The sequence below is a fragment of the Streptomyces sp. GL_148 genome (assembly GCF_057834205.1).
In genome coordinates, this window is record NZ_CM174396.1 from 4,542,717 (window position 1) to 4,568,994 (window position 26,278).

Genomic DNA, 26,278 nt, shown 5'->3' on the forward strand with positions numbered 1-26,278 from the left:
CGCTGCCCGGACCCGGTCCTCAAACGCCGGACGGGCTGGAAGGGGGTACCGGGCTGTGCCCGGTACCCCCTGGGGCTCCGCCCCAGACCCCGCGCCTCAAACGCCGGCGAGGCTGGATTTAGCGCCCGTGAGCCTGGATGTGGCGCCCGCGGGGCTGGATCGGCGCCCGTGAGGCTGGATGTGGTGCCGGCGGGGCTGGATGTAGCGCCCCGAGGCTGGAATTGGGATCAGGTGGTCAGGAGTAGTTTGCCCACGTGGGTGCTCGACTCCATGACGCGGTGGGCCTCGGACGCCTCGCTCATGGGGTACGTCGCGTGGACCACCGGGTGGATGCGGCCCGTGGCGACCAGGGGCCACACGTGTTCCCGTACGGCCGCGATGATCGCGGCCTTCTCCTCCAGGGGCCGTGCCCGGAGCGTGGTGGCGGTGATCGCCGCCCGCTTCGCCAGCAGGGCGGCCAGGTTCAGCTCCGCCTTGACCCCGCCCTGGAGTCCGATGATCGCGAGGCGGCCGTTCACGGCCAGCGCGTCCACGTTCCGGGTCAGGTACTTCGCGCCCATGATGTCCAGGATCACGTCCGCCCCGGCGCCGTCCGTGGCCGCCCGGAGCTCTTCCACGAAGTCCTGCTCGCGGTAGTCGATCAGGATGTCGGCGCCCAGCTCGGCGCAGCGCGCCAGCTTCTCCTTGCCGCCCGCGGTGACCGCGACCCGTGCGCCCACGGCCTTCGCGAGCTGGATCGCCATCGTCCCGATGCCGCTCGATCCGCCGTGCACCAGCAGGGTCTCGCCCGGGCGCAGGCCGGCCACCATGAACACGTTCGACCAGACCGTGGAGACGACCTCCGGCAGGGCCGCCGCCGTTACCAGGTCCACGCCCGCCGGTACCGGGAGCAGTTGGCCCGCCGGTACGGCCACCCGCTGCGCGTACCCGCCGCCGGAGAGCAGCGCGCACACCTCGTCGCCGACCGACCAGCCGGACACCCCGGGCCCGATCGCGGAGATCCGCCCGGAGCACTCCAGGCCGGGGTGGGGGGAGGCCCCGGGCGGAGGGTTGTAGAAACCCTGCCGCTGCAGGACGTCGGCGCGGTTCACGGCGCTCGCCGCCACGTCGACGATGACCTCGCCGTCGCCGGCCACCGGGTCGGGTGCTTCGGCCCACACCAGGGCCTCGGGGCCGCCGGGCTTTTCGATGGTGATCGCATGCATGGCCGGAGGCTACAGTCCGGGCGGTACCTCCGGCACGGGACCCGGCTAGTCCGCCGAGCCCAGTACCACCGGCGGCGAACTCGGCGGGATCGCGCGGACGATGGTGATCACACGGTCCGTCAGCTGCAGGGGGCTCGCGTGCGGATCGTCGTACGGGAGCAGCCGGTGGCCGCGCAGGACGCTGACGACCAGGTCGTCGGTGTCCCGGACCGATTTGCCGACCTCCGAGCGGTTCACCGGACGCTCGATCAGATCGAGTCCGCTGCCCTGCTGGATGAGGTCTTCCATCACGGTGCCCGCGCTGGGGCTGAGCACCGAGAGCCCGAGCAGCCGGCCCGCCGCGCTCGCGCTGGTGATGACCGCGTCCGCGCCCGACTGCTTCAGCAGCGGTGCGTTCTCCTCTTCCCGGACGGCCGCCACGATCTTCGCGCCGCGGTTGAGCTGGCGGGCGGTCAGGGTGACCAGGACCGCCGTGTCGTCGCGCTGGGTGGCGATGACGATCTGACGGGCCTTCTGGATCTCGGCCCGCAGCAGGACGTCGGAGCGCGTGGCATCGCCGACGACCCCGGTGAACCCCTCCGAGTTGGCGATGTCGATCACCTTGGCGCTCGGGTCGACGATGACGACCTGCTCCTTGCTGAGGCCGGTGGCCAGCAGGGTCTGGAGGGCGGAGCGGCCCTTCGTGCCGAAGCCGACGACGACCGTGTGCTCGCGCAAGTTCTTCCTCCAGCGGCTGAGCCGCCACTCTTCCCTGGTGCGTTCGGTGAGGACTTCCAGGGTGGTGCCGACCAGGATGATCAGGAACAGCACGCGCAGCGGGGTGATCAGCAGGATGTTGACCAGCCGCGCGCTGTCGCTGTACGGGACGATGTCGCCGTAGCCGGTCGTCGACAGGGTGACGGTCGCGTAGTAGACGCAGTCGAGGAAGTCGACCTTGTCGTTGGCGTTGTCGTGGTAGCCGTCGCGGTCGATCCACACGATCAGGACCGTCAGGAACATCACGAACAGCGCCATCAGCAGGCGCCGGGAGACCTGGCGGAGCGGCTTTTCGACGATGCGCTTGGGCAGTTTGATGCGCCGCGAGACGAGCTTCTCGTCGGCGCCGCGTGCCATCGCATCGGATCCGTGAAGTTTCACGTGAAACATCCCCCCGAGGCCCACGGGAGATCGAGGATCTCCAACTCCTGCCCGGACCGCGCCCCGTTCGGGGGTACGACGGCCAGCGCGTCCGCGGCGGCCACGCCGCGCAGCATCGCCGGCCCGTTGTAGCGCAGCGGTACGGCGTGGTCCTCGGTCAGCAGGACCGGTACGAGCCGGGTGTCGTGCGGGTGGCCCGGTACGTCGCCCTCCACGGGCACCACGTACCGGGGGCGCGGACGCCGTCCGGCGAGGGCGCGCAGCAGCGGCTCGGCGAGGGTGAGCAGTCCGGAGACGGCGGCCAGCGGGTTGCCGGGCAGGCCCACCAGGTGGCGGCTGTCGGGGTGCTCGCCGAGGCGGGCCAGCAGCATCGGGTGCCCGGGGCGTACGGCGACCCCGTCGACGAGCAGGTCGGCGCCTGCCTTGGCGAGCACGGGGTGGACGTGGTCGACGGGGCCGGAGGCGGTGCCGCCGGTGGTGATGACCACGTCGGCGGTGGATCCGGTGACGGCTGCCAGCAGCGCTTCGGCGCCCGCCGGGTCGTCGCCGAGCCGCCGGACGGCGATGACCTCGGCGCCGAGCCGGGTCAGCCAGGGGCCGAGCATCGGGCTCAGGGCGTCACGGATGAGGCCGTCGTGCGGGGGGCCCTCGGTGAGCAGTTCGTCGCCGAGGACCAGGATCTCCACGCGCGGCCGGGGGCGGGTGGTGAGCTCGTCGTACCCGGCGGCCGCGGCGAGGCCGAGGACGGCCGGGGTCACGAGGGACCCGGCGGGCAGCAACAGGTCGCCGGAGCGGCACTCCTGGCCGCGCGGGCGGATGTCCTGGCCGGTGGCGACGGGCCGTTCGGCGTAGAGCAGGGTGCCGGCCTCGCGCGAGTGCTCGCTGCGGATCACGGCGGTGGTGTCCGCGGGGATCCGGGCGCCGGTGGCGATCCGTACGGCCTCGCCGTCCGCGAGGGGCGCGGGGCGCTCGCTCCCGGCCAGTGCGCCCTCGCCGGGGCGGATGGTCCAGGGGCCGGGCCCGGCGACGGCCCAGCCGTCCATCGCGGAGGTGTCGAAGGACGGCAGGTCGCCCAGGGCGTCGAGGGGCACGGCCAGGACCTCGCCGAGGGCGGCCGCCAGGGGGACGCGGTGGGTGCGGCCGCGGACGGCCGAACCGGCGCGGGTCGCGGTCTCCCGGGCCCGGAGCCAGGTCGAGGCGCGGTGGCCGCCACCGCCGCCGCCACCACCGCCGCCACCGCCGCCGCCCCCGGTGGCGTCGGCACGGGGGTCGCGGCTGACCAGCGCCAGGGCCTGGTCGAGGGCGCGGTCGGCGTCGCTGCTGGTGCCGGGGTCGGCGGTCATCCGGAGCCGGTCGCTTCGGGGCCGGTGGCCGCGGGGCCGGTGGCCTCGCTTTCCGCGGCCCAGCGCAGGGCCAGCTCGGCGGCCTTGCGGGAGGCCTCGGCCACGGCCTGCGCGGGGTCGGCGCCGGTGGCTTCGGCGTGGGCGGCCGCGTAGCCGACGAGGAAGGTCGTCAGCGGGGCGGCGGGCCGGGCGACGCCGTGCGCGGCGTCACGGGCGAGGTCGAGCAGGGTCTCGGTGTCGACGGCGACGTCGATGCCCAGCTCGTTCTTGACGGCGGTGATCCATTGCTCCAGCACGGTTCCATGCTCTCTGATTCGGGCGCGGGCGGCGGCGAGATCCTCCCAGGTGTCGCAGTCGAAGGAGGCGAGTGGCGCAGCCGTGGTGACCGGGGTGAGGTCGAGTTCGGCGGTGAGGGCGCGCAGGGGGAGGCCGTTCACGGAGCCGTGTTCGGTGGCCAGCAGGGCGATTTCCCTGCGCAGGGGCTCGGCGCGGTACGCGGCGACCAGGGGCTGGTCGCGGCCGCCCGGGTCCCGGAGCAGGGCTCCGTCCCGGGTGCTGTGCTCGGGCGCGTCGAGGGCATCGAGGAGGGAGCGGACCGTTTGCCGGTCCAGGAACGGCAGATCGGCGGAGAGTACGAGGACCAGCGGGGCGGTGGTGTGCCGCAGGCCGGCGTCCAGCGCGGCGAGGGGGCCGCCGCCGGGGGGGTCCTCCCGGGCCCAGTGCACGGGCCGGGCGGTCGGCCTGCGGCCGGCTACGACGACGGTGGTGCGGGCGTCTGCGCAGGCGTCCAGGACGCGGTCGAGGAGGGGGCGGCCGCCGACCAGGAGGCCTGGTTTGTCGGCTCCGCCCAGTCGGCTTGCGGCGCCGCCGGCCAGGACGATGGCGTCGTAGGTCATTCCCTGAGTATGAGGGGGGTTGGGGGCGGATGGGCTGTGGCGTTTACCGGGTTCTTAACCCGGTGGCCCGCGGGCCGACTGCGGTGTTCCGCTGCGCGGGCGAAGTCCCCTACCCGCCCTTCGCCCATCCCCCGGACTCCGTCCGGGGGGACCCCCAGCCGGGCGCTGCCCGGACCCGGTCCTCAAGCGCCGGACGGGCTGGAGGGGGGTGCCGGGCTTTGCCCGGACCCCCTGGGGCTCCGCCCCAGACCCCGGTCCTCAAACGCCGGACGGCTGGATTGGCGCGGGCGGGCTGAAGAGACCTGGACGCCGGGCCACGAGCGCCGGACGGCGGGCCCGATCCAGCCTCGCCGGCGTTTGAGGCGCGGGGGTCCGGGGGCTGGTCCCCGGTTACGGCGCCGCAGGTTCCGCTCGGCCCCGCAGGTTCCGTACGGCCCCGCACGGGCACCGCATGGGGGCGGGGCCGCCCGAGGGTTGGGGGCGGCCCCGGAGGGGTGGGTGGTGGGGTGGGGGTTAGAGGTACGGGCCCGAGCGGATGGCGCCGTGGGGGCCGTCCTCGTCGTCCTCGTGGGAGGAGCCTGGCGGGAGGGCGCGGCGCATCTGTTCCAGCTGGGCCCGCGCCGCCATCTGCTGCGCGAACAGGGCCGTCTGGATGCCGTGGAACAGGCCTTCCAGCCAGCCCACCAACTGCGCCTGGGCGATCCGCAGTTCCGCCTCGGAGGGGATCGCCTCCTCGGTGAAGGGAAGGGAAAGGCGCTCCAGTTCCTCCACCAGCTCGGGAGCCAGGCCGTCCTCCAGCTCCTTCACCGACGCTGCGTGAATGTCCTTGAGACGGACCCGGCTGGCCTCGTCCAGAGGTGCGGCGCGTACCTCTTCCAGGAGTTGCTTGATCATGCTGCCGATCCGCATGACCTTGGCGGGCTGTTCGACCATCTCCGTCACCGGGACCTCGCGCGACTCGTCATCGGCGCCGCCGACCGGCATCCCGTCCTGCCCCACGATCAGGCCGTGCGGGGGGCTGTCCTGCGACCGTTCACTCCTCGGCATCTCCATGCCGTCATTCTCTCGCACACCTTCGTATTCACACGGTGTGCCCCCGCACGGGCGTGATCCACCCTGTGTGGGGGCACCAACTGGGTCACCAACTGGGGCGGCAGCAGGCGCCGGAGGCGTCAGACCTCGCGGCGGGCCAGTGCTCCGCTCGAGCGGGTGACCAGGGCCGCCAGCAGCGCCGCGCCCACCGGGACCACGATCAGCAGCCCGCCCAGCGTGGTCCAGGGCACCGCGATCGGGATGTAGGGGATGGCCTCGGAGGCCGCCTCGTAGCCGCTCTCGATGCCGGACCGGACCATGTCGGCCGCGGCCCGCCGTTCGGTGAGCCGGAGCCCGACCGCGGGCAGGAGCCCGGCCGCCGAGCCGAGGAGCACGCCCATCAGGGCGACCACCCCGCACTGGAAGCCGCTGAGCGTGCGCCGCACCCGCGGCGGTGCGCCGACCGCCGCCAGGGTCTTCAGGTCGCCCTCGGCGTCCGCCTGGGCCAGGCCGGTGGCGATGCCGGCCGCGCCGATGGTGACCAGGCCCGCGAAGATGGTCAGGACGAGCATGGCCAGGCTGTCGTCGCCCTCGTAGCCCTTTTCGATCCGGACGTGCGTGTCCAGGCCCAGCTTGTCGAGGGCCCCTTCGAGCCGCTGGCGCTGCTCGGAGCTCGCGTCCCCGTCGAGGGTGAAGTACGAGCCGAAGGGGACGCCCAGGACGCCGGCGGTCTTCGCGGCCGCGGGCGGCAGCACCAGCTCCAGGCCGTAGCCCGTCACCGATGCGGGGACCTGGTACGCGGCGAAGACCTTGTCCTGGCCGGGTCCCGGCTCATCGGGCGCGGACCCGGGGGCGGGCTCGTTGCGGCCCTTGATCAGCCGGACGGTGACCTTGCCGTCGTGCACGTTCTGCTTCTTGAAGGAGACGGCCTTTCCCGCCTTCAGCGCGGACGTGGCGCCCGGGTCGCCCACGGCCAGTACGGACATCAGCTTCTCGTCGGCGATGACCACGGAGGCCTGGGCGCCGTAGCGGTCGTTCTGGCACCGCCAGTCCCCGTGCAGCTCCTTCTGCCGGGCCGGGGAGAACGCGGTCGACCAGTCGGCGACCCCGTAGAGCGGGCAGCGCTGCTCCTTGGGGATGACGATCGCGGCCTGCCCGCACTCCGGGTCGTCCCCGTACGGGGAGCAGCCCGGCTTGCCGACGGCGATCCGGTCCACGTCGGCCCGTACGGCGACCGGGAGTTCCTTCGTCAGGCTCTCGCGCATCGCGGGCACGTCCCGGTACGCCGTGAACTCGTTGGTCTCGATCAGACCCGAGCCGTACGGGAGCTGGGCGACGTACTCGTGCCGCGCCTGGAGCTCCTTGCTGTGCTGGTACGTGGCCACGGCGACGGTGCCGGCGACGGCGGCCAGGACGGCGGCCACGGCCGGCGCCGTGCGCCCCCGGTTGCGGACGGCGTCGCGCAGCGCGAGGCGGGGCGACAGCGGCAGCCACCGGCCGGCCCGGCCGAACAGGCCGACCAGGGTGGGGGTGAGGGCGACGACGCCCAGCTCGGCGATGGCGCTGCCGCCGGCGACGACGGTGACGCCCATCTCGGAGACGGAGCCGAACAGGGCGATGGCGGCCCCGGCCGCGATGGCGATCAGGCCGAGGACGGGCAGCACCCGGTTGGCCCGGCGCACGCCGCGGCGGCCGGTGAGGGAGGCCAGCACGGTCTGCCGGGAGGCGTTGACGGCGGGGACGATCGCGGCCAGCAGGCCGGTCAGGACGGCTAGCAGGCCGATGCCGAGGAGCTCCAGCGGGCGGACGTCGAAGCTGCCGAACCTCTGGCCGATCGTGTCCTCCAGCACCGGGCGGAGCCCGAGGGTGAGGGCGATGCCGAGGGCGGTGCCGATGACGGCCGCCGCGGCGCCGATGACGAGGCCGCCGGAGAGCACGATGGCCCGGATGTGCCGCCGGTCACCGCCGTTGGCGCCGACCAGGCCGAGCTGGCGGCGCGAGCGCCGGGCGCCGACCGCGAAGGCGGGTCCGGCCAGCAGGCAGATCTCCAGCATGGCGAGGCCCACGACCGTGGAGACGATGGCGAGTTCGGTGGCTCCGACGGTGACGCCCGGCTGCCAGAGGTTCTTGGGCTGCTGGGTGTAGAGCGGCACCTCGGAGTCGGCCGGCGGGTCGAGCAGCACGACGCGCGATTCGACGAGGAGGTGCTGCCTGGCGTTGGTCTCCTTGACCATGTTCCACGTGAAACCTTCGCCGCCGACCTTCACCAGGTACTCGTCCTGGGGGTCGAGGCCCGTGCCGCCGGCGGCCTTGCGGTCCCGGTCGAGGGGGGCGAACAGGGTTCCCGGCGGGGCCAGGAGCTGTGCGTTGTTCAGGGAGTCGGGCATCTCGTAGATTCCGACGATCTTGTACGAGGTGGTCGACTCGCGCGGGGTCACGCTGGAGCCGAGGAAGTACCCGGACTCCTCCAGGAAGTGACCGGTGGCGAGGATCTCGCCGGGAGCCTGCGGCAGTCGGCCGCGCTCCAGCGTCCACAGGCCCTTGACCAGCGGGCTCGCCGGGTCCACCTCGCGGAGCTCGGCGTCCAGGATCCCGTAGCGGGTGCGGACCTTGGCGTAGGTCGTGCTGTCCTTGACGGACTGCGCTCCGGCCGGGAGCACGGGCGTCGCGGTGGCGGGCTCGTCCCGGCCGTCCAAGCCCTGGTTGTACTTGTCGTAGCCGCCGACGGGGGCGTAGTTCTGCGCGTCGGGGCTCTGGTAGAGGGGCGCGTTCATGTGGGACGGGGTCAGCTTGGCGTCGGCGGCGCCCAGCACCCGCTCGATGCGCTGCTCGGTGGAGAGCTCCGAGCTGCGCACGGTGAGGTCGACGGCGCTCACGCCGACGATCGGCAGGGCGATCATGGCCAGGACGAGGGCGCTGCGGCCCTTGGAGCGCCAGGCGTCGCGGCGGGCTATCCGGATCGCCGCGATCCAGGAGTGGTACGAGGAGATCACTGAGCGGCCGCCTGCCCGGAGAGCAGGGAGTCGGCGTGGCTGCGCAGGGTCTCGTCGACGACGCTGCCGTCGCGCAGGAAGACCACGCGGTCGGCCCACGCGGCGAAGCGCGGCTCGTGGGTGACCAGGATCCCGGCCGCGCCGGCGTCGCAGCGCGCGCGCAGCAGGGCGAGTACGGATTCGCCGGTCTCGGAGTCCAGGGCGCCGGTCGGCTCGTCGGCGAGGACGAGGCGGCGGTCGCCGACCAGGGCGCGGGCGATGGCCACGCGCTGCTGCTGGCCGCCGGACATCTCGTCGGGGAAGCGGTCGGCGAGCTGCCCGAGGTTCATCTCCTCCAGGGCCGCGAGCGCGGAGACGCGGGCCTTGCGGGCGGAGACGCCGTCGAGTTCGAGCGGCAGGGCGACGTTCTCGGCCGCGGTGAGCGCCGGGATCAGGTTGTAGTCCTGGAAGACGTACCCGATGCTGCGGCGGCGCAGGGCGGCCAGCTGCTTGCGGCTCGCGGTGGTGATGTCGGTGCCCTCGACGATCACCTTGCCGCTGCTCGGGGTGTCGAGTCCGCCGGCGAGGGTCAGCAGCGTGGACTTGCCGGACCCGGAGGGGCCCATGACGGCGACGAGTTCGCCGGGGTACACGGAGAGGTCGATCCCGCGCAGGGCGTGCACCTCGGTGGCGCCGCTGCCGTGGATGCGGACGAGCTGGTCCAGCTGCAATACGGGCTGGTCGGGCATGAAGGGTTCCCCCCTGGGACGTGGAGCGGTGGTTCAGACCCGCCGCGTGCGGGCGGTACGGGAAAGAGACCGGTCGGTGGTCGTGGGCGTGGTCGTCGGCGTGGGCTTGGGCGTGGTCGGGACGGTGGTGCCCTCGGGCGGTTCGGCCTCGGCCGGCGCGCGCTCCCCGCGCGCGGACAGCCGTACGAGCCGGGACTCGCAGTGGTCGAGCCAGCGGGCCTCGGCCTCGGTCTGGAAGATCAGTTGCTCCAGGACCAGCAGCCAGGCGATGTCGTCGCGCTCGCTGCCGCGCCCGCTCTCGATGGCGGCGAGCGCCTGAGCCTTGAGCCGTGTGTAGTCCTGCATGGCCTGGACGGTGGCGTGCCGCTGGGCCTGGATGACGGCGCGGATGTCCACCCCGGGCGCGCCGACGGCCATGGCGAGCTTGATCGCGAGCTCGTCCCGGGGCGGGTTGGCCCGGTCGACGGGACGCTCGTACCACTCGCGCAGTTCGCCCCGCCCGGTCTCGGTGATGGCGTACAGGGTGTGCCCGGCCGTGTCCTCGCCGCCGGGGGCGACGAGGCCGTCGCGCTCCAGGCGGGCGAGTGTGGTGTACACCTGCCCGACGTTGAGCGGCCAGGTGGAACCGGTGCGGGATTCGAATTCGGTGCGCAGCTGGGAGCCGTACCGAGGGCCCCGTTCCAGCAGGGCGAGAAGGCCGTGGCGGATCGACATACTCAGTATGTATACCGAGTATGCCTCTCTCCGCAACCATCCTGGGGCCTACGTCGCAAGGGGGACCCGGGGCGGGATCGGGGGCGGGACCGGTGCGGGACCGGTGCGGGACCGGGGGTGAGGCGGTGGTGGACGCCGGGGGCGGGGCCGGGGCTACATGCCCCGGCGCAGCCGCATTCCCATGAACCCGAGACCCAGTCCCATCAGGGCGAATCCCGTTCCGAGCGGCAGTATGTGCGCGGCCAGATCGGCGGCCCGCTCGTTCGGCTCGGTGCCGAGCGCACCGATCACCGGGGCCTCGGAAGGGGTCGCGGGAACCGCCGGGACCTGCTCGGTGCGCGGATGCGCCGGGACGGGGCGCGCGGCGAGCACGGTCTCGGGATTGGCGGGCTCGCCCACCGGCCGCCCGGGCCGCTCCCGCCCGGCCCCGGCGGAACTTCCGGCGAGATCCTCGAAGGCCCGGTCCGCCGCTTCCGCCGCTTCCGCCGCGTCGGCCGCGTCCGCGTCCGCGGGCGCGGCGGCGGCGACGGAAGCGGCGGCGGCAACGGAACCAGGGGCGAAGACGTAAGCGGAGGCGAACGGAAGGGCGCGGGCGGAGGCCGAAGCGGAGGCTGGGACGGACGTGGAAGCCGCCGCGTGTGCGGGCGCCGTGATCAGCAGCGTGGCGGTCGCCAACGCTGCCCCGGCGGTCCAGCGCAGCGCGCGGGCGTAGGTCACGGACTCAGATTTACACAACCGGACAAAACCGGCATCCCGTACGGGCCGTTCGGGATGCCGGCCCGCTCAGAAGGTCGGATTCTTCACGGATCCGGACCCGCACAGGCTCCGGTAGCCGGCGTCGTTGAACGCCGCGACCTCTACGCCGACCCGGTCGATCCCGCGCTTGTCCTGGAGGGTGGTCTCCCAGGTCTGGCTCTTGCCGGCCCCGCGCTTGTTGAAGCGCCAGGGCCATTCGTGCGAGCCGCCCTGGTGGTCCAGCGTGTAGAGGTGGACCCCCGCGACGCGGGCGTCGTCCGCGGTGTCCACGGACGTGAGCTTGATGTGGATGAGGGTGGAGCGGTTCAGCCAGGTCCAGTCGGCGCTGCCGTAGGCGCCGGTGGTCTCGCAGCTGGACGAGGCGCCGGCCGCCGAAGCGGGCGCGACGCAGAGCGCGCCCACCGCCAGTGCGGCGGCGGTGGCGGTGAGGACGCGGACGAGGTGGCGCGCGGGGTGGTGCAAGAGGACTCCCGGAGGTGCGGCGGGTGTGTCCTGCGCGTATGTATCAGACCCGCCGCCCGGCGGGCGAACCCCGCTTCACTCCTCCGTGGCGCACCGCACCTCTCAGCGCCGGATCACTCCCGGATCACTCCGGGTCGCCGGTCGAGATGAACAGGGTGAAGGTGGTGTCCTTCGGGTCGATCGCGGAGCCTTCGACGGGGTACTGCTCCACGATGGTCCCCTCGCCGTAGACCGCCTCGTCCTTGGGCTTCGGGTCGTACTTCCAGCCGCCGGCCCGGATGCACGCCTTCACCGAGACCTCGTTGATGTACCGGAAGTCCGGCGCCACCACCTTGGTGGGGTCGGAGTCCTTCCGGGGCTCCTTGCACTTGGACTCTTCGATCGTCCGCGAGAGGTCCGGCCCCTTGTGCCCGGTCTTCGCCGGGCCGGACGCCGAAGTGGAGGCGCTCGGGTTGGTCGGCCCGGCCTTGTCCTTGTCGTCTCCGCCCAGGTCCAGTGCGGCGATCAGCCCGCCGATGGCCACCAGCGCCACGACGACGGCCCCCACCACGACCGGGGTGTTCTTCTTCTTCCCGCCGGCCCCGCTCTGACCGCCGTGCCCGCCCTGGCTGCTGTGCCCGCCCTGCGGCGATACCGCGTACGGCGGCGGCGTCGCGGCCGAGTACGGCGCCGGGGTCGGCGCCTGCTGGTGCATCGGCTGGTGCAGGGGCTGCTGCTGCGGGTACCCGTACGCCCCGGACTGCGGCCCCGGCGGCGGCGTCGGCGCGTACGCGGACGGCATCGGGGTGTGCGGCGCCTGGTACGGCTGCTGCACCGAGTGCGGCGGGGCCTGCAGCGCGGAGTCCACCGGCGGGAACACGGCCGAGCCGAGCCCGGCTCCGCTGTTCGTCGGGTGCGCGCCCGGGACGATGACCGGGGCCCCGGTGTGCCCGGACCCCGCCACCCGCGCGACCTCGTCGAGCATGGCGGCGGCGGTGGGGAAACGCTCGTTCGGGTTCTTCTTCAGGGCCCGCGCCACCAGCGCGTCCATCGCCGGGGTGACCGAGCGGTTGATGGAGGAGGGCGCGACCGGCTCCTCCTGCACGTGCGCGTACGCCATGCCCAGGGCCGAGTCGGCGACGAAGGGAACCCGACCGGTCAGCAGCTCGAAGAGCATGATGCCCACCGAGTACAGGTCGGATCGGGCGTCCACGGCCCGCCCGAGCGCCTGCTCGGGGGAGAGGTACTGCGGGGTGCCGACGACCATGCCGGTCTGCGTCATCGAGGTGACCCCCGACTGCATGGCCCGCGCGATGCCGAAGTCCATGACCTTGACCACTCCGCGCCGCGTCATCATGACGTTGCCCGGCTTGATGTCGCGGTGGACCAGCCCCATCTCGTGGCTGCTCTCCAGAGCCGCCAGCACGTCGGCCGTCACCTTCAGCGCCTTGTCGGCCGGCATGGCCCCGTACTGCCTGATGTCGCCGTCCAGGACGGAGCCGAGTGGCTGCCCCTCGACGTACTCCATGACGATGTACGGCATGACCGCGCCGTCGGCCATCGACGGGTTCGCGAAGGAGACGACGCCCTCACCGGTGTCGAAGACCGAGACGATGTTGGTGTGCGACAGTTTCGCTACAGCCTGAGCCTCGCGGCGGAAGCGTTCGCGGAAGGACTGCTCGCGCCCGAGCTCGCTGTGCAGGGTCTTGATGGCGACCTGGCGGTCGAGCGCCGAGTCGTAGGCGAGGTAAACGGAGGCCATGCCTCCCTCGCCGAGCAAGTCCCGTAGCTGGTAACGGCCACCGGCCAGAGAGCCGCCCGCGTACTGGCCCTGAGTGCCGTCCTGGCTCATGACTGTTGCTTCCCCTCGGGATGTGTCCCTACGCCTCTGGCTGAGCGCATGTCGGCCTCAGTCTGCCGGAGGGCAAGCACACGTCAAGCCAGGTTCCCGTTCCGTGACCACAAGGCCACAGGGGGTCCACAGGCGGTCCAAGGCGCGCTTGTCCGAACGGTGACCGGTTCTGAGGCTGTAGCGTTCGTCGGAGCACACGATGAGGACCTACCGCTGAGCGGCGGCCGAGACAGACGACGGTGAGGACTGATGGCACCCGAACCCGAGGGGAGCGGCGCCGGGATGGCAGAAAGTCCTGAGCACTGGGGCGCGGGCGGCCTGGTGGGTGACGGCCGTTACCGGCTGACCCACCGTCTGGGCCGAGGCGGCATGGCCGAGGTCTTCGCCGCGGAGGACGTCCGGCTGGGCCGGACCGTCGCCGTCAAACTGCTGCGCCCGGATCTGGCCGAGGACCCGGTGTCCAAGGCCCGCTTCACGCGTGAAGCACAGTCGGTCGCCGGCCTGAACCACCATGCCGTGGTCGCCGTGTACGACTCGGGCGAGGACCGTGTCGGGCCGAACGTCGTCCCCTACATCGTCATGGAACTGGTCGAGGGCCGCACCATCCGCGACCTGCTGATCAGTGCCGAGGCCCCGGGCCCCGAGCAGGCGCTGATCATCACCTCCGGCGTGCTCGAAGCGCTGGCGTACTCGCACCAGCACGGCATCGTGCACCGTGACATCAAGCCCGCCAACGTGATCATCACGGACACCGGCGCGGTCAAGGTGATGGACTTCGGCATCGCGCGCGCCCTGCACGGCGCGCAGTCGACGATGACCCAGACCGGCATGGTCATGGGCACGCCGCAGTACCTCTCGCCCGAACAGGCCCTCGGCAAGGCCGTGGACCACCGCTCCGACCTGTACGCGACGGGCTGCCTGCTCTACGAACTCCTCTCGCTGCGGCCCCCGTTCACCGGGGAGACCCCGCTGTCGGTGGTCTACCAGCACGTGCAGGACGCGCCGATCCCGCCCTCGCAGCTGCCGGAGGGCGGCAACATCCCGCAGGAGCTCGACGGGCTCGTCATGCGCTCCCTCGCGAAGGACCCGGACGACCGGTTCCAGAGCGCCGAGGAGATGCGCGGGCTGGTCCAGTACGCCCTGCAGATGCTGCACGACCAGGGGCCCAACACCGGCACCTGGAACACCGGCCCGGTCACCATGGCGCTGCCGCACGGCCGCGGCCCCGCGCAGACCACGGCGATGGCGACGCCCGGTCAGGGCCAGCCGCCGTACGGCTCGCACTCCAACACCTCGCAGTTCCAGCAGCCGATGGTGCCGCCGCTGAACCCGGACGACGGCTCCGCCTACCCCGGCGGGGGCGGTAACGGCCACGGCGGAAACGGCGGGTACAACGGGCCCGGCGGCTATGACGGGTACGACGACCGTTCCGGCGGCGGCAACTGGAAGCTGTGGCTGTTCGCGGTCCTCGCCGTCCTGGCGGTCGCGGGCGGCGTGGCGTACGCGGTCAACGGCTTCGGCGACAAGAAGGACCCCGGCACGAACGTGACCCCGCCGGCGTCCTCCGTGTCTTCCTCGGCCGGTACGACGCCGGAGGCCTCGACGCCGGAGACCTCGACGTCCAAGTCGGCGCCGGAGAGCTCGTACTCCTACACGCCGCCCCCGAGCCGGAGCAAGACCCCGTCGCCGAGCTACTCGTACTCGCCGACGCCCACTCCGACTCCGACGCCGACGCCCACTCCGACGCCCACGCCGACGCCGACGCCCTCGCCGAGCACGTCGAAGTCGACGACGCCGCCGCCCTCGACGAAGCCGCCCGTGGACGACGGGGCCGGGCAGCCCGGGGAGTAGCCCTGAGTGATGAAGAACGGCCCGGCGGTCCCTCTCGATGAGGTGGCCGCCGGGCCGTTCTTCATGGGACCAAAGTCCCAAGGGGCCTGCTCAGAGCGCGTGCTGGTACTGCCGGTCCAGATTGCCCGCGAGGGTGTGGACGGTGACGAGGTGCGGCTCGATGCGCATGTAGACGGGGTCGAAGACCGCGCCGTCCACGAAGTGCGGACCGGGGCCGAACAGTTCCAGTTCGGCGGTGGTGGGTTCGACGAGGTTCGCGGTGCCGGTGAACTGCACCGACCACAACTGGGACTCGCCGGAATTGAAGTTGTCGGCGCCGTACGAGACCACGCTGCCGTTGCAGGCCTGGTGGTAGCCGAAACCGGCGTGCATTCTCAGGACGACCTTGCCGTTCACCACGATGTGGCGCGCGACGGCGAGGAAGGGCAGCGCGCGCATGCTGGTGGCGGCACGGCCGTACGGCACGCGGCGCAGCAGTTCGATGGCGTGGAGTTCCTCTGGGGACATGTCATCCACTGTCCGGTACCGACACCCTGCCGGAAAAGAGGAGCCCGCCCCGCACATCGGGGACGTTGGTCCCGAATTAAACAGCGCACCCCGTGGAATGGTGCGACCACGGGGCGTAACGCTGTGTAGCGAATTGCGGGGAGGCTAGTGCTGTGGCCGGAAAGGTTTGCCGGGTCGCGGCGTTCGGTGCATGGGGTCTCCCCAGGCCCGAAGGGCCGAGGGGACGCATCGCAAGGCGGAGGACCGCGCCTCGTACTGGACGTACCGGCGTGGTCCGACAACGCGGCGAGGTGCCGTGCCGGGCGTCGCGACCCGGTGAACCTTTCCGGTCACAGCACTAGCGGCCCTTCTCGGCCTGCAGGCGGGCCACGTACGCCGCGGCCTGGGACCGGCGCTCCATGCCGAGCTTGGACAGCAGGCTGGAGACGTAGTTCTTGATGGTCTTCTCGGCCAGGTGCAGCCGCTCGCCGATCACGCGGTTCGTCAGGCCCTCGCCGATGAGGTCGAGGATCTTGCGCTCCTGCTCGGTGAGGTTGGAGAGCCGGTCGTCGCCCTTGCCGTTCTTGCCGTCGCGCAGCCGCTCCAGCACCCGGGCCGTGGCGACGGGGTCCAGCAGGGACTTGCCGGCCGCCACGTCACGCACCGCGTTGAGCAGCTCGTTCCCGCGGATCGCCTTGAGCACGTAGCCCGAGGCACCGGCCATGATCGCGTCGAACAGCGCTTCGTCATCGGCGAACGAGGTGAGCATCAGGCACTTGATGTCCTCGTTCTGGGAGCGCACCTCGCGGCACACCTCCACGCCGCTGCCGTCGGGCAGCCGGACGTCGAGAACGGCCACGTCGGGGCGGGTGGCGGGGATCCGGACCAGCGCGTCGGCGGCCGTACCGGCCTCACCCACGACCTCGATGTCCGATTCCATCGACAACAGCTCGTGAACACCCCTACGCACCACTTCGTGGTCGTCCAGGAGGAATACCTTGATTTTTCCGTTTTCGCGCACGAACTCAGTTTCACACACTCACCCCTTCCCTGCCGGGGACGAGCGGGATAACGTGCCGTTGTTCCGGCCCCCTGCAAGGCTGTGACCAGTGGTTGTTCCCGGTTCCGCCGATTTACTTGGAAATCCAAGCAAAATCGCAGGTCAAACGGGGTTTCGCAGTTATGCGACGCACTGGGTAACGTGCATTGAGCAGGGCACTCGCCGGGGCACCTGTCACGCCTGAATCCCAGACCCGAAGCGCACCCACCCCGTGCGCGGGCAGAGATCCAGGTGAGCCGCACTGGTCCCCGGAGAACCCGGGAGCCGGACCGACGGAGGAGCAATCGTGACCGTGGAGAGCACTGCCGCGCGCAAGCCGCGACGCAGCAGTGGCACCAAGCGGCCGGCCGGCGCAACAAGCGCCGCCAAGCCCGCCGCTGCCACCGCGAAGACGCATGACGCCGAGCCCCAGCTCGTACAGCTGCTGACGCCCGAGGGGGTGCGCGTCGACGTCGCGGAAAATCCCGACGTCGCGGAATTCGCACCCTTCGTCGCCGACATCACCACCGATGACCTGCGCAATCTCTATCGCGACATGGTCATGACCCGCCGCTTCGACGGCGAGGCGACCGCCCTCCAGCGCCAGGGCGAGCTGGGCCTGTGGGCCTCGCTGCTCGGCCAGGAGGCCGCCCAGATCGGCTCCGGCCGGGCCCTGCGCGACGACGACTACGTCTTCCCGACCTACCGGGAACACGGTGTGGCCTGGTGCCGCGGGGTCGACCCGACCAACCTCCTCGGCATGTTCCGCGGTGTGAACCACGGTGGCTGGGACCCGACCACCAACAACTTCCACCTGTACACGATCGTCATCGGCTCCCAGACGCTGCACGCGACCGGGTACGCGATGGGCGTGGCCAAGGACGGCGCCGACTCGGCCGTCATCGCCTACTTCGGCGACGGCGCGTCCAGCCAGGGCGACGTGGCGGAGGCCTTCACCTTCTCGGCGGTCTACAACTCGCCCGTGGTGTTCTTCTGCCAGAACAACCAGTGGGCCATCTCCGAGCCCACCGAGCGCCAGATGCGCGTGCCGCTCTACCAGCGCGCGCAGGGCTTCGGCTTCCCGGGCGTCCGGGTGGACGGCAACGACGTACTGGCCTGCCTCGCGGTGACCCGCTGGGCGCTGGAGCGGGCCCGCCGGGGAGAGGGGCCCACCCTGGTGGAGGCCTTCACGTACCGGATGGGTGCGCACACCACCTCCGACGACCCGACGAAGTACCGGCGCGACGAGGAGACGGCGGCCTGGGAGGCCAAGGACCCGATCCTGCGCCTGAAGGCCCACCTGCTGGCCACCGGAGGCGCCGACGAGGCGTACTTCGAGCAGCTGGAGGTGGAGAGCGAGGCGCTCGGCAAGCGGGTGCGCGAGGTCGTGCGCTCGATGCCCGACCCCGACACGATGGCGATCTTCGAGAACGTCTACGCGGACGGGCACGCGCTCGTCGACGAGGAGCGCGCGCAGTTCGCCGCCTACCTCGCGTCCTTCGAAGGCGGGGAGTGACCGTCATGGCCGTACAGAAGCTCACCATCGCGAAAGCGCTCAACGACTCCCTGCGCAAGGCCCTGGAAGAGGACCCCAAGGTCCTGATCATGGGTGAGGACGTCGGCAAGCTCGGCGGCGTCTTCCGCATCACCGACGGACTGCAGAAGGACTTCGGCGAGGAGCGGGTCATCGACACCCCGCTCGCCGAGTCCGGCATCGTCGGCACCGCGATCGGCCTGGCCCTGCGCGGGTACCGGCCGGTCGTGGAGATCCAGTTCGACGGGTTCGTCTTCCCGGCGTACGACCAGATCGTCACGCAGCTCGCCAAGATGCACGCGCGCTCGCTCGGCACCATCAAGATGCCCGTCGTCATCCGCATCCCCTACGCGGGCGGCATCGGCGCGGTCGAGCACCACTCGGAGTCCCCGGAGACGCTGTTCGCGCACGTCCCGGGCCTGAAGGTGGTCTCGCCGTCCAACGCGAGCGACGCCTACTGGATGCTCCAGCAGTCCATCCTCAGCGACGACCCGGTGATCTTCTTCGAGCCGAAGCGCCGCTACTGGGACAAGGGCGAGGTCGACGTCGAGGCCATCCCCGACGCGCTGCACGGCTCGCGCGTGGCCCGTACGGGTACCGACATCACCCTGGCGGCCTACGGGCCCATGGTGAAGGTCTGCCTGGAGGCCGCCGCGGCGGCCGCCGAGGAGGGCAAGTCGGTGGAGGTCGTCGACCTGCGCTCGATGTCCCCGGTCGACTTCGACGGGATCCAGGCGTCGGTGGAGAAGACCCGCCGGCTCGTGGTGGTCCACGAGGCGCCGGTGTTCCTCGGTGTGGGTTCGGAGATCGCCGCTCGCATCACGGAGCGGTGCTTCTACCACCTGGAGGCGCCCGTGCTGCGCGTCGGCGGCTACCACGCCCCGTACCCGCCGGCCCGCCTGGAGGACGAGTATCTGCCGGGCCTGGACAGGGTGCTCGACGCAGTCGACCGCTCGCTGGCGTACTGAGGAGAGCCCTGCGATGACGATCCGCGAATTCAAGATGCCCGATGTGGGCGAGGGCCTCACCGAGGCCGAGATCCTCAAGTGGTACGTCCAGCCGGGTGACACGGTCACCGACGGCCAGGTCGTCTGCGAGGTGGAGACGGCGAAGGCGGCCGTCGAGCTGCCGATCCCCTTCGACGGGGTCGTGCACGCGCTCCTCTTCGAGGAGGGCGTCACGGTCGACGTCGGCCAGGTCATCATTTCGGTCCAGACGGCCCCCGGCGAGGAGGGTCCGGCAGCGGCCGAGGCCGTCGCCGCTGCTCCGGCCGCCGCTCCGGCCGCCGCCGAGGCGGAGCCCGAGGCCCCGGCGGCCCGCCAGCCCGTCCTGGTCGGCTACGGAGTCTCCACCGCCTCTACGAAGCGCCGCCCGCGCAAGGCTGCGCCGCAGCCCGCGGTGGCCGCGCAGAACGGCACGGGCGTGGCCCAGGCGGCCCCGGCCGCTCCGGCTGCCCCGGCTCCTCCGGCGGCCCCGGCCGTCGTGGTCCCGGCGCAGAGCGGAGCGGGCAAGGCGCTGGCGAAGCCGCCGGTGCGCAAGCTCGCCAAGGACCTCGGCATCGACCTGGCGGCGGTGATCCCCACCGGCGACGGCGGGGTCGTGACCCGCGAGGACGTGCACGCGGCGGCCGCGGCGGCCCTCACCCCGCAGGCGGCGGCTCCGGCGGCTCCGGCGGCACCGGTGGCGGCTCCGGCGGTCCAGGCGGCTCCGGTACAGGCCCAGGCCCCGGCCGAGGTGGCCGGGTCGGTCCGCGAGACCCGTATCCCGGTCAAGGGCGTCCGCAAGGTCACCGCCCAGGCCATGGTCGGCTCCGCCTTCACCGCGCCGCACGTCACCGAGTTCATCACCTTCGACGTGACGCGCACGATGAAGCTGGTCCAGGAGCTCAAGGAGGACCCGGACCTCGCCGGTCTGCGGATCAACCCGCTGCTCCTGATCGCCAAGGCCGTCCTCGTGGCGATCCGCCGCAACCCGGACGTCAACGCGTCCTGGGACGAGGCGGCCCAGGAGATCGTGCTCAAGCACTACGTCAACCTGGGCATCGCGGCGGCCACGCCCCGCGGGCTGATCGTCCCGAACATCAAGGACGCCCACGCCAAGACGCTCGGCGAGCTGTCGCAGGCCCTGTCCGGGCTGGTCGCCACGGCCCGCGAGGGCAAGACCTCCCCGGCCGACATGCAGCACGGCACCATCACCATCACCAACGTCGGCGTCTTCGGCGTCGACACCGGTACGCCCATCCTGAACCCCGGAGAGTCCGCGATCCTCGCGGTCGGCGCGATCAAGCTCCAGCCGTGGGTCCACAAGGGCAAGGTCAAGGCCCGCCACGTCACCACGCTGGCGCTGTCCTTCGATCACCGCCTCATCGACGGCGAACTCGGCTCCCGCTTCCTCGCGGACATCGCCGCCGTCCTGGAGCACCCCCGCCGTCTGATCACCTGGTCCTGACGGCCCGGACCGGCCCCCCCGGCACCTGCCGGGGGGCCGGTTCCGTTGCGCCCGGTGCCCGCTCCGACGCGGCGAAATGCCCTTGTGGGGGTTTCCGCGGCGGTGTGATCATCGGCCAATGCATTTCCGCGCTGCCACCGCAGACCCCGCCGACCTGGACCGCGCCCTCGCCTACCCGGCCGACGGCCCCGTCCCCGCCCTCACCCCCGAGAAGATCCGCGAAGAGCTCGCCGCGGGCCAGATGCGCCCCGAGTGGACCTGGATCGCCGAGGACGAGAACGGCGAGGTCCTGGCCCGCGCCCTGTGGTGGGGCCGCGCCGACAGCGAGCGGCCGATCGCGCTCGACTGCCTCCAGGTACGGAGCACCGCGGCGGACCCGGCCGCCGTCGCCGCCGGGCTGCTCGCCGCCGGACACGAGGCCTTCGGCAAGTTCCCCGACTACAACATCTCGCTCCCGCGCGACTGGCGCACCTCCCCCGACGGCCTGGCCGACGCGGTCGCCTGGCGCCGGAAGGCGGCCGCCTCCTCCGGCCTGGTCCGCGAGATCGAGCGGCTCCGTTTCGAGTGGACCCCCGCCGCCGGGACTGCCGAGCCCACCGGCCGCCTCGTCTTCCGCGAAGGCACCGACGAGGAGTTCGTCGACGCCTTCGTCCGCCTCTCGTCCGGCAGCCTGGACCTGCACACCCAGAACGAGCTCCGCACGATCGACGCCGAGGAACTGGCGCGCGACGACATCGAGTTCTACACCGACTGCCCGGGCGAGCGCTCCTGGTGGCGCCTGGCCCACCTGCCCGACGGCACGCTCGCCGGAATGGCGATCCCCTCCGCGACCCCGTACCACCGCAACGTCGGCTACCTCGGCGTCGTCCCCGAACAGCGCGGCCAGGGCCTGATCGACGAGATCCTCGCCGAGATCACCCGCTTCCACGCCTCCGAGGGAGCCGACCGCATCACCGCCACCACGGACACCGTGAACGCCCCGATGGCCGCCGCCTTCACCCGCGCCGGGTACGAAGTCACGGAGATCCGCCTGGTCCTGGAGGCGGAACAGGGGGCCTGAACGGAACCGCCGGGGTCGTCTCGGGCGAACGTGGTCCGTGCGCGGTCACGAAGTGACTGCGCACGCGGGCTCCCGGGGGTAGCCTCCCCGCCGGGAGAGGGGTGGGAGCGGGTGTCCTTCGCGGAGTTGCAGGTGTGTGCCGTCGAGACGGCCGATGTCACGGGTGGCGTGTGCGTGGTGCGGTGCATCGGCGGGGTGGCGCGGTCCGGGCAGGTGTTCGCGGCCGGCGGGCTGCGGACCAGGCTGCGGGAGATCGAGCGGTACGGGCGCGCGGTCGGGTCCTTCGACGCGGGGCACGTGGCGAAGGTGCAGCTCACGGGGCCCGTGGTCGCGCTGCTCGCGCGCGGGCAGGTGCTGACGTACGTACCGCCGGACGGGCACGCGCTGGCCGACCTGGAGGATTGGCTGGCCACCGGGCCCCCGTTGCTGGAGGAGCCGCATTCGGAGACGCTGCGGTGCCTGGCCACGTTCTCGATGCAGAACGAGGAGCTGCCCGACGGGGTGCGGCTGCGCTGGGCCCGGGTCGCGCTGGCCGCCCTCGACCGGCTGGGCCGGCCGGAGGAACGGCCTTACGTACACGCCTACTTGATCCGGTATCTCGGGCCCGGAGAGGACGGGGACGGCGACCGGGACCCCGCCGCCCTGTGCCGGGCCGTGCTGGCCCGCTTCGAGCTGACCCCGGCGCAGGCGGCTGCGCAGGCACGCGTGTGGCGGGACCTGCCGCGCGCCGACATCCTCCGGCTGCGCCGCATCAAGAACCTGCTCGGCTGTACGGAACCCGCCCGGCCGTACCTCGCGGCGACCGACCCCCTGGCGGCGGCGCTGGACGCCTGGGCGGCGGTGCGGCCGGGGCTTCCGTAGGGCCTGCCGCGCGGTGGGCTTCAGCGCGCCGCGCTGCCGAGCACCTTGGCCGGGGTGAGGCGTATGACGACCCGGACGTTCTCGGCCGGGGCGTTCGCATACTCCGCGCCCGCGCCCGGTCCCTCGTACTCCTCCGCGAGCCGGACGGCGACGGCCCGGCCGGTGTCCTCGGTGACGGTGGCGGTGCCGCGGATCTCGGCGTAGAGGTCGGTGTTGGCCAGGTCGAAGACGGTGAGGCCGATCCGGGCGTCCCGCACGATGTTGCGCTCCTTGCGGCGGCCGCGCACGGTGGAGATCAGGATCTCGTCGCCGTCCCGCGTCACCCACACCACCGAACTCTGCGGACTGCCATCGGGGTTGAGGGTCGCGAGCACCGCTGGGTGCGGGGCGTCGAGGAGCTTTCGGACGGTGTCGCTGAGCACAAGAGTCATGGGAGGAACGGTAATCGGGGCGCCCGCTCGCCCCAAGCGACTTCCTCACGGCGGGCTGCTCTGCCCCGGGGGGCTCGCTGCGCGTCGCCTGGGAGGCCCCGGTCGACGGCGGCGCCATGAAGTACGGCAACGGGGCCTGGGTGGTCGGCGACACACTCGTCCGCAGCCGGTACGACGCGGTCACCGCCTTCGACGCGAGGACCGGCAAGGGGCGCTGGGAGTACGCCCCGCCCGGGCAGGAGCGCATCTGCACCGTCAGCCGCCGCACGGCCGGCTCCGTCGTCCTGATCGCCCGGGGGAACATGGCGAACGGGGGATGCTCGACCGTGGCCGCGCTCGACCTCACGACCGGCCGCGAACGATGGCACACGCCCCGTACCCCGGGCGGGGAACTGACGGAGACGTTCAGCGACATGGTCGCCGTCGGTGGCGGGACAGCCGTCCTGCGGGACGCCGACGACATGTGGGCCATCGGCGAGGACATGTGGACTCCCAGCACCCGGCCCAAGGTCTCCGGGGCGAAGGCCCTGCGCGCTTTCGACCTGAGGACCGGCGCCCCGCGCTGGACGGCCGCCGTGCCCGAGGGCTGCGTGCCCGAGCAGGTTGCCGCCGGGGAGCGGCAGGTGGTGGCCGTACTCGCCTGCGACCGCACCGAACTGCGGCTCGCCGCGTTCGACCTCGCCGATGGCAAGCAGCGGTGGACCGCACTCCTCGGCGGCCGGGTAGACACGCCGGCTCTCGTGGCCATCGCGGACGGGCGGCTCTATCTCGGCGCCGAGAGCAGGCAGCGCAAGGCGTACCGGGACCGGGTGGTCGCCTTCGACCTCGCGAGCGGCAGCCAGGTGTGGCTTCGGGACGTGGGCGTCGCGGGCGGTCTGCGCGCCCTGGACGTGACCGGCGGCCGGGTGACCGTCCTCGCCGACCGCGGCTCCCGCAACGACGGCCTCGACGACCTGCGGGTGCTCGACGCCGCCACCGGCGACGAGAAGGAGAGCATGGACACCGGTCTCGACGTGGACCGGGCGAAGGGCGAACTGCCGGCCCTGCTCGTGTACGAGGACCTGGTAGTCGCCGCGCGGCAGGGTCCGGGGGTGCGCCCCTTCTCGGTTTACGCGCGCGAGTGAGGGGCCGGGGACCCGGCCCCGACCCGCCGGGCTACCGTCTCCACGAGAGAGCCCACGACCACTTGGGGGAGCGGTGCCCGCAACGGCTGCTGCGCACGAACGGACAGACCGGCCGACACGCATACCGGAGGTCGACGCCCTGCGCGGTTTCGCGCTGCTGGGCATCCTGCTGGTGAACGCGCTGATGATGGCCGGCCCGTACGGCCCCGGTGGCGCCGTCGACCCGGATGCCTCCATGCTCGACCGGACCGTCGAGGGGGCCGTACAGGCCTTGGCGGTCGGCAAGTTCTACCTGATGTTCTCGTTCCTCTTCGGCTACAGCTTCACCCTTCAGCAGGACTCCGCCGCACGCGAGGGCGCGAGCGCCGTTCCCCGGATGCTGCGCCGCTCGCTCGGCCTGCTCGTCCTGGGCTTCCTGCACGCCGTCCTGCTGTACACCGGCGACATCCTCATGACCTACGCGCTGATCGGCCTGATCCTGATCGCTGCCCGCACCTGCTCGCCCGGGGCGGCCCGGCGCGCGGCCCGGATCGTGTACGGCTGCACGAGCGCCTTCCTGCTCCTCCTGGGGCTGGGCTCCCTGTTCATGTCGGACACCGAGGCGGCCGGATTGAACGAACTCTCCCCGGAGTTCGCCGCCCTGGTTGCCGACTACCGCGGCGACCCGGCCTCCGTCGTGCGGGCCAACCTCGGCCAGCTGCCCGACGCGCTCCTCGCCGTACCGCTGATGGGCGGCCTCGTCCTGGCCGCCTTCCTGACCGGCCTGTACTGCGGCAAGCGCCGCCTCCTCGCCGACACGGGAAGGCACACGGCCCGGATGCGCCGCATGTGTGTGCTCGGCGTCGCCGTGGGCCTGCCCGGCAGCCTCTTCATGGCCGTGGCCGCCGGCGGTGCGCTCGGTCCCCGGTGGTCCCTCCTCGGCTCGGTCGTGGGTATGGTCACGGCCCCCGCGCTCACCGCCGCGTACGTCTGCGGCATGCTCCTCTTCATGAGGACGGCCCCGGGCGGGCGCATCGCCCTGCTCCTCGCCCCGGCCGGCCGGATGGCCCTGACGAACTACCTGAGCCAGTCCCTGGTCATGGCCCTCGTCTTCACCGCATACGGCCTCGCCCTGTACGACCGCCTCGGCGCGGCCGCCGTCGTCTTCGGCGCGCTCTCCCTGTACGGGTCCCAACTCGTGCTCAGCAAGCACCTGATGGCCCGGCACCGCTACGGACCGGTGGAATGGCTGCTGCGCGCGGTCACCCTCGCCCGGCTCCCGCGAAGCCGTGACGAGCGCCACAACCCCGTGGCGTCCTGAGCGGTGATCGGCAAGGCTGGCCGCATGGTTTCGGTAGTGCAGAACGTGGCGATCGATTGTGCGGATGCCTATGGGCTGGCCCGCTTCTGGAGCGGCGTGACGGGCCGCCCGGTGGATCCGGACGCCAGACCGGGTGACCGGGCGACGCAGGTGCTGCTGGCCGAGGGCCCGGCGCTGTACTTCAACCAGGTGCCCGAGGCCAAGACGGTCAAGAACCGGATCCACCTGTGCCTGCGCCCCGAGGGCTCGCGCGAGTGGGAGGTGGACCGGCTGCTGGGCCTCGGCGCCGTCCTGGTCGCCGATCGCCGCAACCCCGACGGCTCGGGCTGGGCCGTCCTCGCCGACCCCGAGGGCAACGAGTTCTGCGTCCTGCGCAGCGAGTCCGACAAGGCCGCCATGGACCCCCGGCCGTGAGCTGAGGGCCGTCGCCTTCAGCGCCGCAGATCGAGCAGCATCACGTCACGCAGGTCCGTGCCCGTGTCCCCGCCCGCGTCTCCGCCCGCGTCCCCGCCCGCGTCCCCGCCCGCGTCGGCGCCCGGGGGCCGGGCTTCGCCGATCTTGCGGTACCCCCACGCCCGGTAGGCGGCCGAGGCCGTCCCGGCCTCCTGGTGGACCTTCAGCAGCACCCGCTCGGCCGTGAGGCCGTCGAGCAGCGCCGTGTGGAGCCGCCGCGCGACACCCTGTCCGCGCCACGGCCCGCGCACGGCGAGTTCGATCAGCCCGAAGGTGCGGCGGCCGTCCTCGCGCCGCATGGCGTCGGACACGGGCTCGGTGAGTTCGTCCCACCACACCGCGTCGGGCGCGAGCGTCCAGCCGTAGGCCATGCCGGCCGGTTCGCCGCCGGGGGTACGGGCCAAGGCCGCGCGGAAGGCGGGCCTGCGCGTCTGCACGGCGAAGCGGCGGAAGGCGGCGGCGACGTGCTCGTCGGTCTCGTGGTACGGAGCCTCCGCGAACGCCTCGGCGTAGACCAGCCTGAACGCGTCCGCGGCCCGTACCGCGGCCGGGCCGTCCATGCGCTCCGTCGTGAGGGGGCCTTGCTGCGTCATG

At 72.4% G+C, this 26,278-nt stretch carries 24 protein-coding genes; 9 read left to right on the plus strand and 15 right to left on the minus strand.

Annotated features, from left to right (window positions below):
• Nucleotides 1-227 precede the first annotated feature (227 nt).
• The 11 genes from AC3IYI_RS20950 to AC3IYI_RS21000 all read right to left on the minus strand — a co-directional run bounded on the left by AC3IYI_RS20950 (nucleotide 228) and on the right by AC3IYI_RS21000 (nucleotide 13,097).
• Nucleotides 228-1,205: an NAD(P)H-quinone oxidoreductase gene (locus AC3IYI_RS20950; RefSeq protein WP_489405207.1), complete on the minus strand. Its 978-nt coding sequence runs from the start codon at nucleotides 1,203-1,205 to the stop codon at nucleotides 228-230.
• A gap of 45 nt (nucleotides 1,206-1,250) precedes the next feature.
• Nucleotides 1,251-2,318, minus strand: a complete 1,068-nt coding sequence (locus AC3IYI_RS20955; RefSeq protein ID WP_489405208.1) for a potassium channel family protein — start codon at nucleotides 2,316-2,318, stop codon at nucleotides 1,251-1,253.
• Between the two features lie 20 nt (nucleotides 2,319-2,338).
• On the minus strand, nucleotides 2,339-3,685 hold the full coding sequence (locus AC3IYI_RS20960; RefSeq protein ID WP_489405209.1) for a molybdopterin molybdotransferase MoeA: 1,347 nt from the start codon (nucleotides 3,683-3,685) through the stop codon (nucleotides 2,339-2,341).
• Nucleotides 3,682-4,581 (minus strand): NTP transferase domain-containing protein, encoded by a 900-nt coding sequence (locus tag AC3IYI_RS20965; protein WP_489405210.1) that lies wholly within the window; start codon nucleotides 4,579-4,581, stop codon nucleotides 3,682-3,684. Before AC3IYI_RS20965 ends, AC3IYI_RS20960 begins: the two co-directional genes overlap by 4 nt.
• Nucleotides 4,582-5,094: 513 nt before the next feature.
• Nucleotides 5,095-5,634: a bacterial proteasome activator family protein gene (locus AC3IYI_RS20970; RefSeq protein ID WP_243330999.1), complete on the minus strand. Its 540-nt coding sequence runs from the start codon at nucleotides 5,632-5,634 to the stop codon at nucleotides 5,095-5,097.
• Between the two features lie 119 nt (nucleotides 5,635-5,753).
• A complete protein-coding gene (locus AC3IYI_RS20975) occupies nucleotides 5,754-8,606 on the minus strand; it encodes an ABC transporter permease (protein WP_489405211.1) in 2,853 nt (950 codons plus the stop codon).
• Nucleotides 8,603-9,334, minus strand: a complete 732-nt coding sequence (locus tag AC3IYI_RS20980; RefSeq protein WP_489405212.1) for an ABC transporter ATP-binding protein — start codon at nucleotides 9,332-9,334, stop codon at nucleotides 8,603-8,605. The genes AC3IYI_RS20975 and AC3IYI_RS20980 overlap by 4 nt, the downstream gene beginning before the upstream one ends.
• Before the next feature lie 33 nt (nucleotides 9,335-9,367).
• Nucleotides 9,368-10,048 carry a PadR family transcriptional regulator gene (locus AC3IYI_RS20985; protein WP_489405213.1) on the minus strand — a complete coding sequence of 227 codons (681 nt, stop codon included), beginning with the start codon at nucleotides 10,046-10,048 and terminating at the stop codon, nucleotides 9,368-9,370.
• A 153-nt stretch (nucleotides 10,049-10,201) separates the two neighbouring features.
• Complete coding sequence (locus tag AC3IYI_RS20990; protein WP_489405214.1) at nucleotides 10,202-10,765, minus strand: hypothetical protein; 564 nt, start codon at nucleotides 10,763-10,765, stop codon at nucleotides 10,202-10,204.
• A gap of 66 nt (nucleotides 10,766-10,831) precedes the next feature.
• The gene (locus AC3IYI_RS20995; protein WP_489405215.1) at nucleotides 10,832-11,266 is read right to left on the minus strand and encodes a hypothetical protein; all 435 of its coding nucleotides are present in this window, start codon (nucleotides 11,264-11,266) and stop codon (nucleotides 10,832-10,834) included.
• A 124-nt stretch (nucleotides 11,267-11,390) separates the two neighbouring features.
• Nucleotides 11,391-13,097: a Stk1 family PASTA domain-containing Ser/Thr kinase gene (locus AC3IYI_RS21000; RefSeq protein WP_489405216.1), complete on the minus strand. Its 1,707-nt coding sequence runs from the start codon at nucleotides 13,095-13,097 to the stop codon at nucleotides 11,391-11,393.
• A 282-nt stretch (nucleotides 13,098-13,379) separates the two neighbouring features.
• On the opposite strand from AC3IYI_RS21000, the gene AC3IYI_RS21005 reads away from it, so the two are divergent.
• Nucleotides 13,380-14,948 (plus strand): protein kinase domain-containing protein, encoded by a 1,569-nt coding sequence (locus AC3IYI_RS21005; RefSeq protein WP_489405217.1) that lies wholly within the window; start codon nucleotides 13,380-13,382, stop codon nucleotides 14,946-14,948.
• 90 nt (nucleotides 14,949-15,038) lie between these two features.
• Here AC3IYI_RS21005 and AC3IYI_RS21010 read toward each other — a convergent pair whose 3' ends face one another.
• Nucleotides 15,039-15,455 carry a pyridoxamine 5'-phosphate oxidase family protein gene (locus AC3IYI_RS21010; protein WP_243330989.1) on the minus strand — a complete coding sequence of 139 codons (417 nt, stop codon included), beginning with the start codon at nucleotides 15,453-15,455 and terminating at the stop codon, nucleotides 15,039-15,041.
• Nucleotides 15,456-15,792: 337 nt separating this feature from the next.
• A complete protein-coding gene (locus tag AC3IYI_RS21015) occupies nucleotides 15,793-16,455 on the minus strand; it encodes a response regulator (protein WP_266906697.1) in 663 nt (220 codons plus the stop codon).
• A 325-nt stretch (nucleotides 16,456-16,780) separates the two neighbouring features.
• On the opposite strand from AC3IYI_RS21015, the gene pdhA reads away from it, so the two are divergent.
• The 5 genes from pdhA (at nucleotide 16,781) to AC3IYI_RS21040 (ending at nucleotide 22,376) form a co-directional block, all read left to right on the plus strand.
• A complete protein-coding gene (gene pdhA, locus AC3IYI_RS21020) occupies nucleotides 16,781-17,989 on the plus strand; it encodes a pyruvate dehydrogenase (acetyl-transferring) E1 component subunit alpha (RefSeq protein ID WP_489405218.1) in 1,209 nt (402 codons plus the stop codon).
• 5 nt (nucleotides 17,990-17,994) lie between these two features.
• Nucleotides 17,995-18,975: an alpha-ketoacid dehydrogenase subunit beta gene (locus AC3IYI_RS21025; protein WP_489405219.1), complete on the plus strand. Its 981-nt coding sequence runs from the start codon at nucleotides 17,995-17,997 to the stop codon at nucleotides 18,973-18,975.
• Between the two features lie 13 nt (nucleotides 18,976-18,988).
• A complete protein-coding gene (locus AC3IYI_RS21030) occupies nucleotides 18,989-20,455 on the plus strand; it encodes a dihydrolipoamide acetyltransferase family protein (protein WP_489405220.1) in 1,467 nt (488 codons plus the stop codon).
• A gap of 118 nt (nucleotides 20,456-20,573) precedes the next feature.
• Nucleotides 20,574-21,515 carry a GNAT family N-acetyltransferase gene (locus AC3IYI_RS21035; RefSeq protein WP_489405221.1) on the plus strand — a complete coding sequence of 314 codons (942 nt, stop codon included), beginning with the start codon at nucleotides 20,574-20,576 and terminating at the stop codon, nucleotides 21,513-21,515.
• Nucleotides 21,516-21,626: 111 nt separating this feature from the next.
• Nucleotides 21,627-22,376: a hypothetical protein gene (locus tag AC3IYI_RS21040; protein WP_489405222.1), complete on the plus strand. Its 750-nt coding sequence runs from the start codon at nucleotides 21,627-21,629 to the stop codon at nucleotides 22,374-22,376.
• A gap of 20 nt (nucleotides 22,377-22,396) precedes the next feature.
• Here the strand turns inward: AC3IYI_RS21040 and AC3IYI_RS21045 are convergent, their stop codons facing one another.
• Complete coding sequence (locus tag AC3IYI_RS21045; RefSeq protein ID WP_489405223.1) at nucleotides 22,397-22,807, minus strand: PPOX class F420-dependent oxidoreductase; 411 nt, start codon at nucleotides 22,805-22,807, stop codon at nucleotides 22,397-22,399.
• 116 nt (nucleotides 22,808-22,923) lie between these two features.
• Here AC3IYI_RS21045 and AC3IYI_RS21050 point away from each other — a divergent pair, with 116 nt between their 5' ends.
• From AC3IYI_RS21050 to AC3IYI_RS21060, 3 genes are all read left to right on the plus strand, one after another.
• Nucleotides 22,924-23,931 carry an outer membrane protein assembly factor BamB family protein gene (locus AC3IYI_RS21050; protein ID WP_489405224.1) on the plus strand — a complete coding sequence of 336 codons (1,008 nt, stop codon included), beginning with the start codon at nucleotides 22,924-22,926 and terminating at the stop codon, nucleotides 23,929-23,931.
• Between the two features lie 73 nt (nucleotides 23,932-24,004).
• On the plus strand, nucleotides 24,005-25,231 hold the full coding sequence (locus tag AC3IYI_RS21055) for a DUF418 domain-containing protein (protein ID WP_489405225.1): 1,227 nt from the start codon (nucleotides 24,005-24,007) through the stop codon (nucleotides 25,229-25,231).
• 24 nt (nucleotides 25,232-25,255) lie between these two features.
• Nucleotides 25,256-25,645 (plus strand): VOC family protein, encoded by a 390-nt coding sequence (locus AC3IYI_RS21060; protein WP_489405226.1) that lies wholly within the window; start codon nucleotides 25,256-25,258, stop codon nucleotides 25,643-25,645.
• A gap of 17 nt (nucleotides 25,646-25,662) precedes the next feature.
• Here AC3IYI_RS21060 and AC3IYI_RS21065 read toward each other — a convergent pair whose 3' ends face one another.
• Nucleotides 25,663-26,277 (minus strand): GNAT family N-acetyltransferase, encoded by a 615-nt coding sequence (locus AC3IYI_RS21065; RefSeq protein WP_489405227.1) that lies wholly within the window; start codon nucleotides 26,275-26,277, stop codon nucleotides 25,663-25,665.
• Nucleotide 26,278 lies beyond the last annotated feature (1 nt).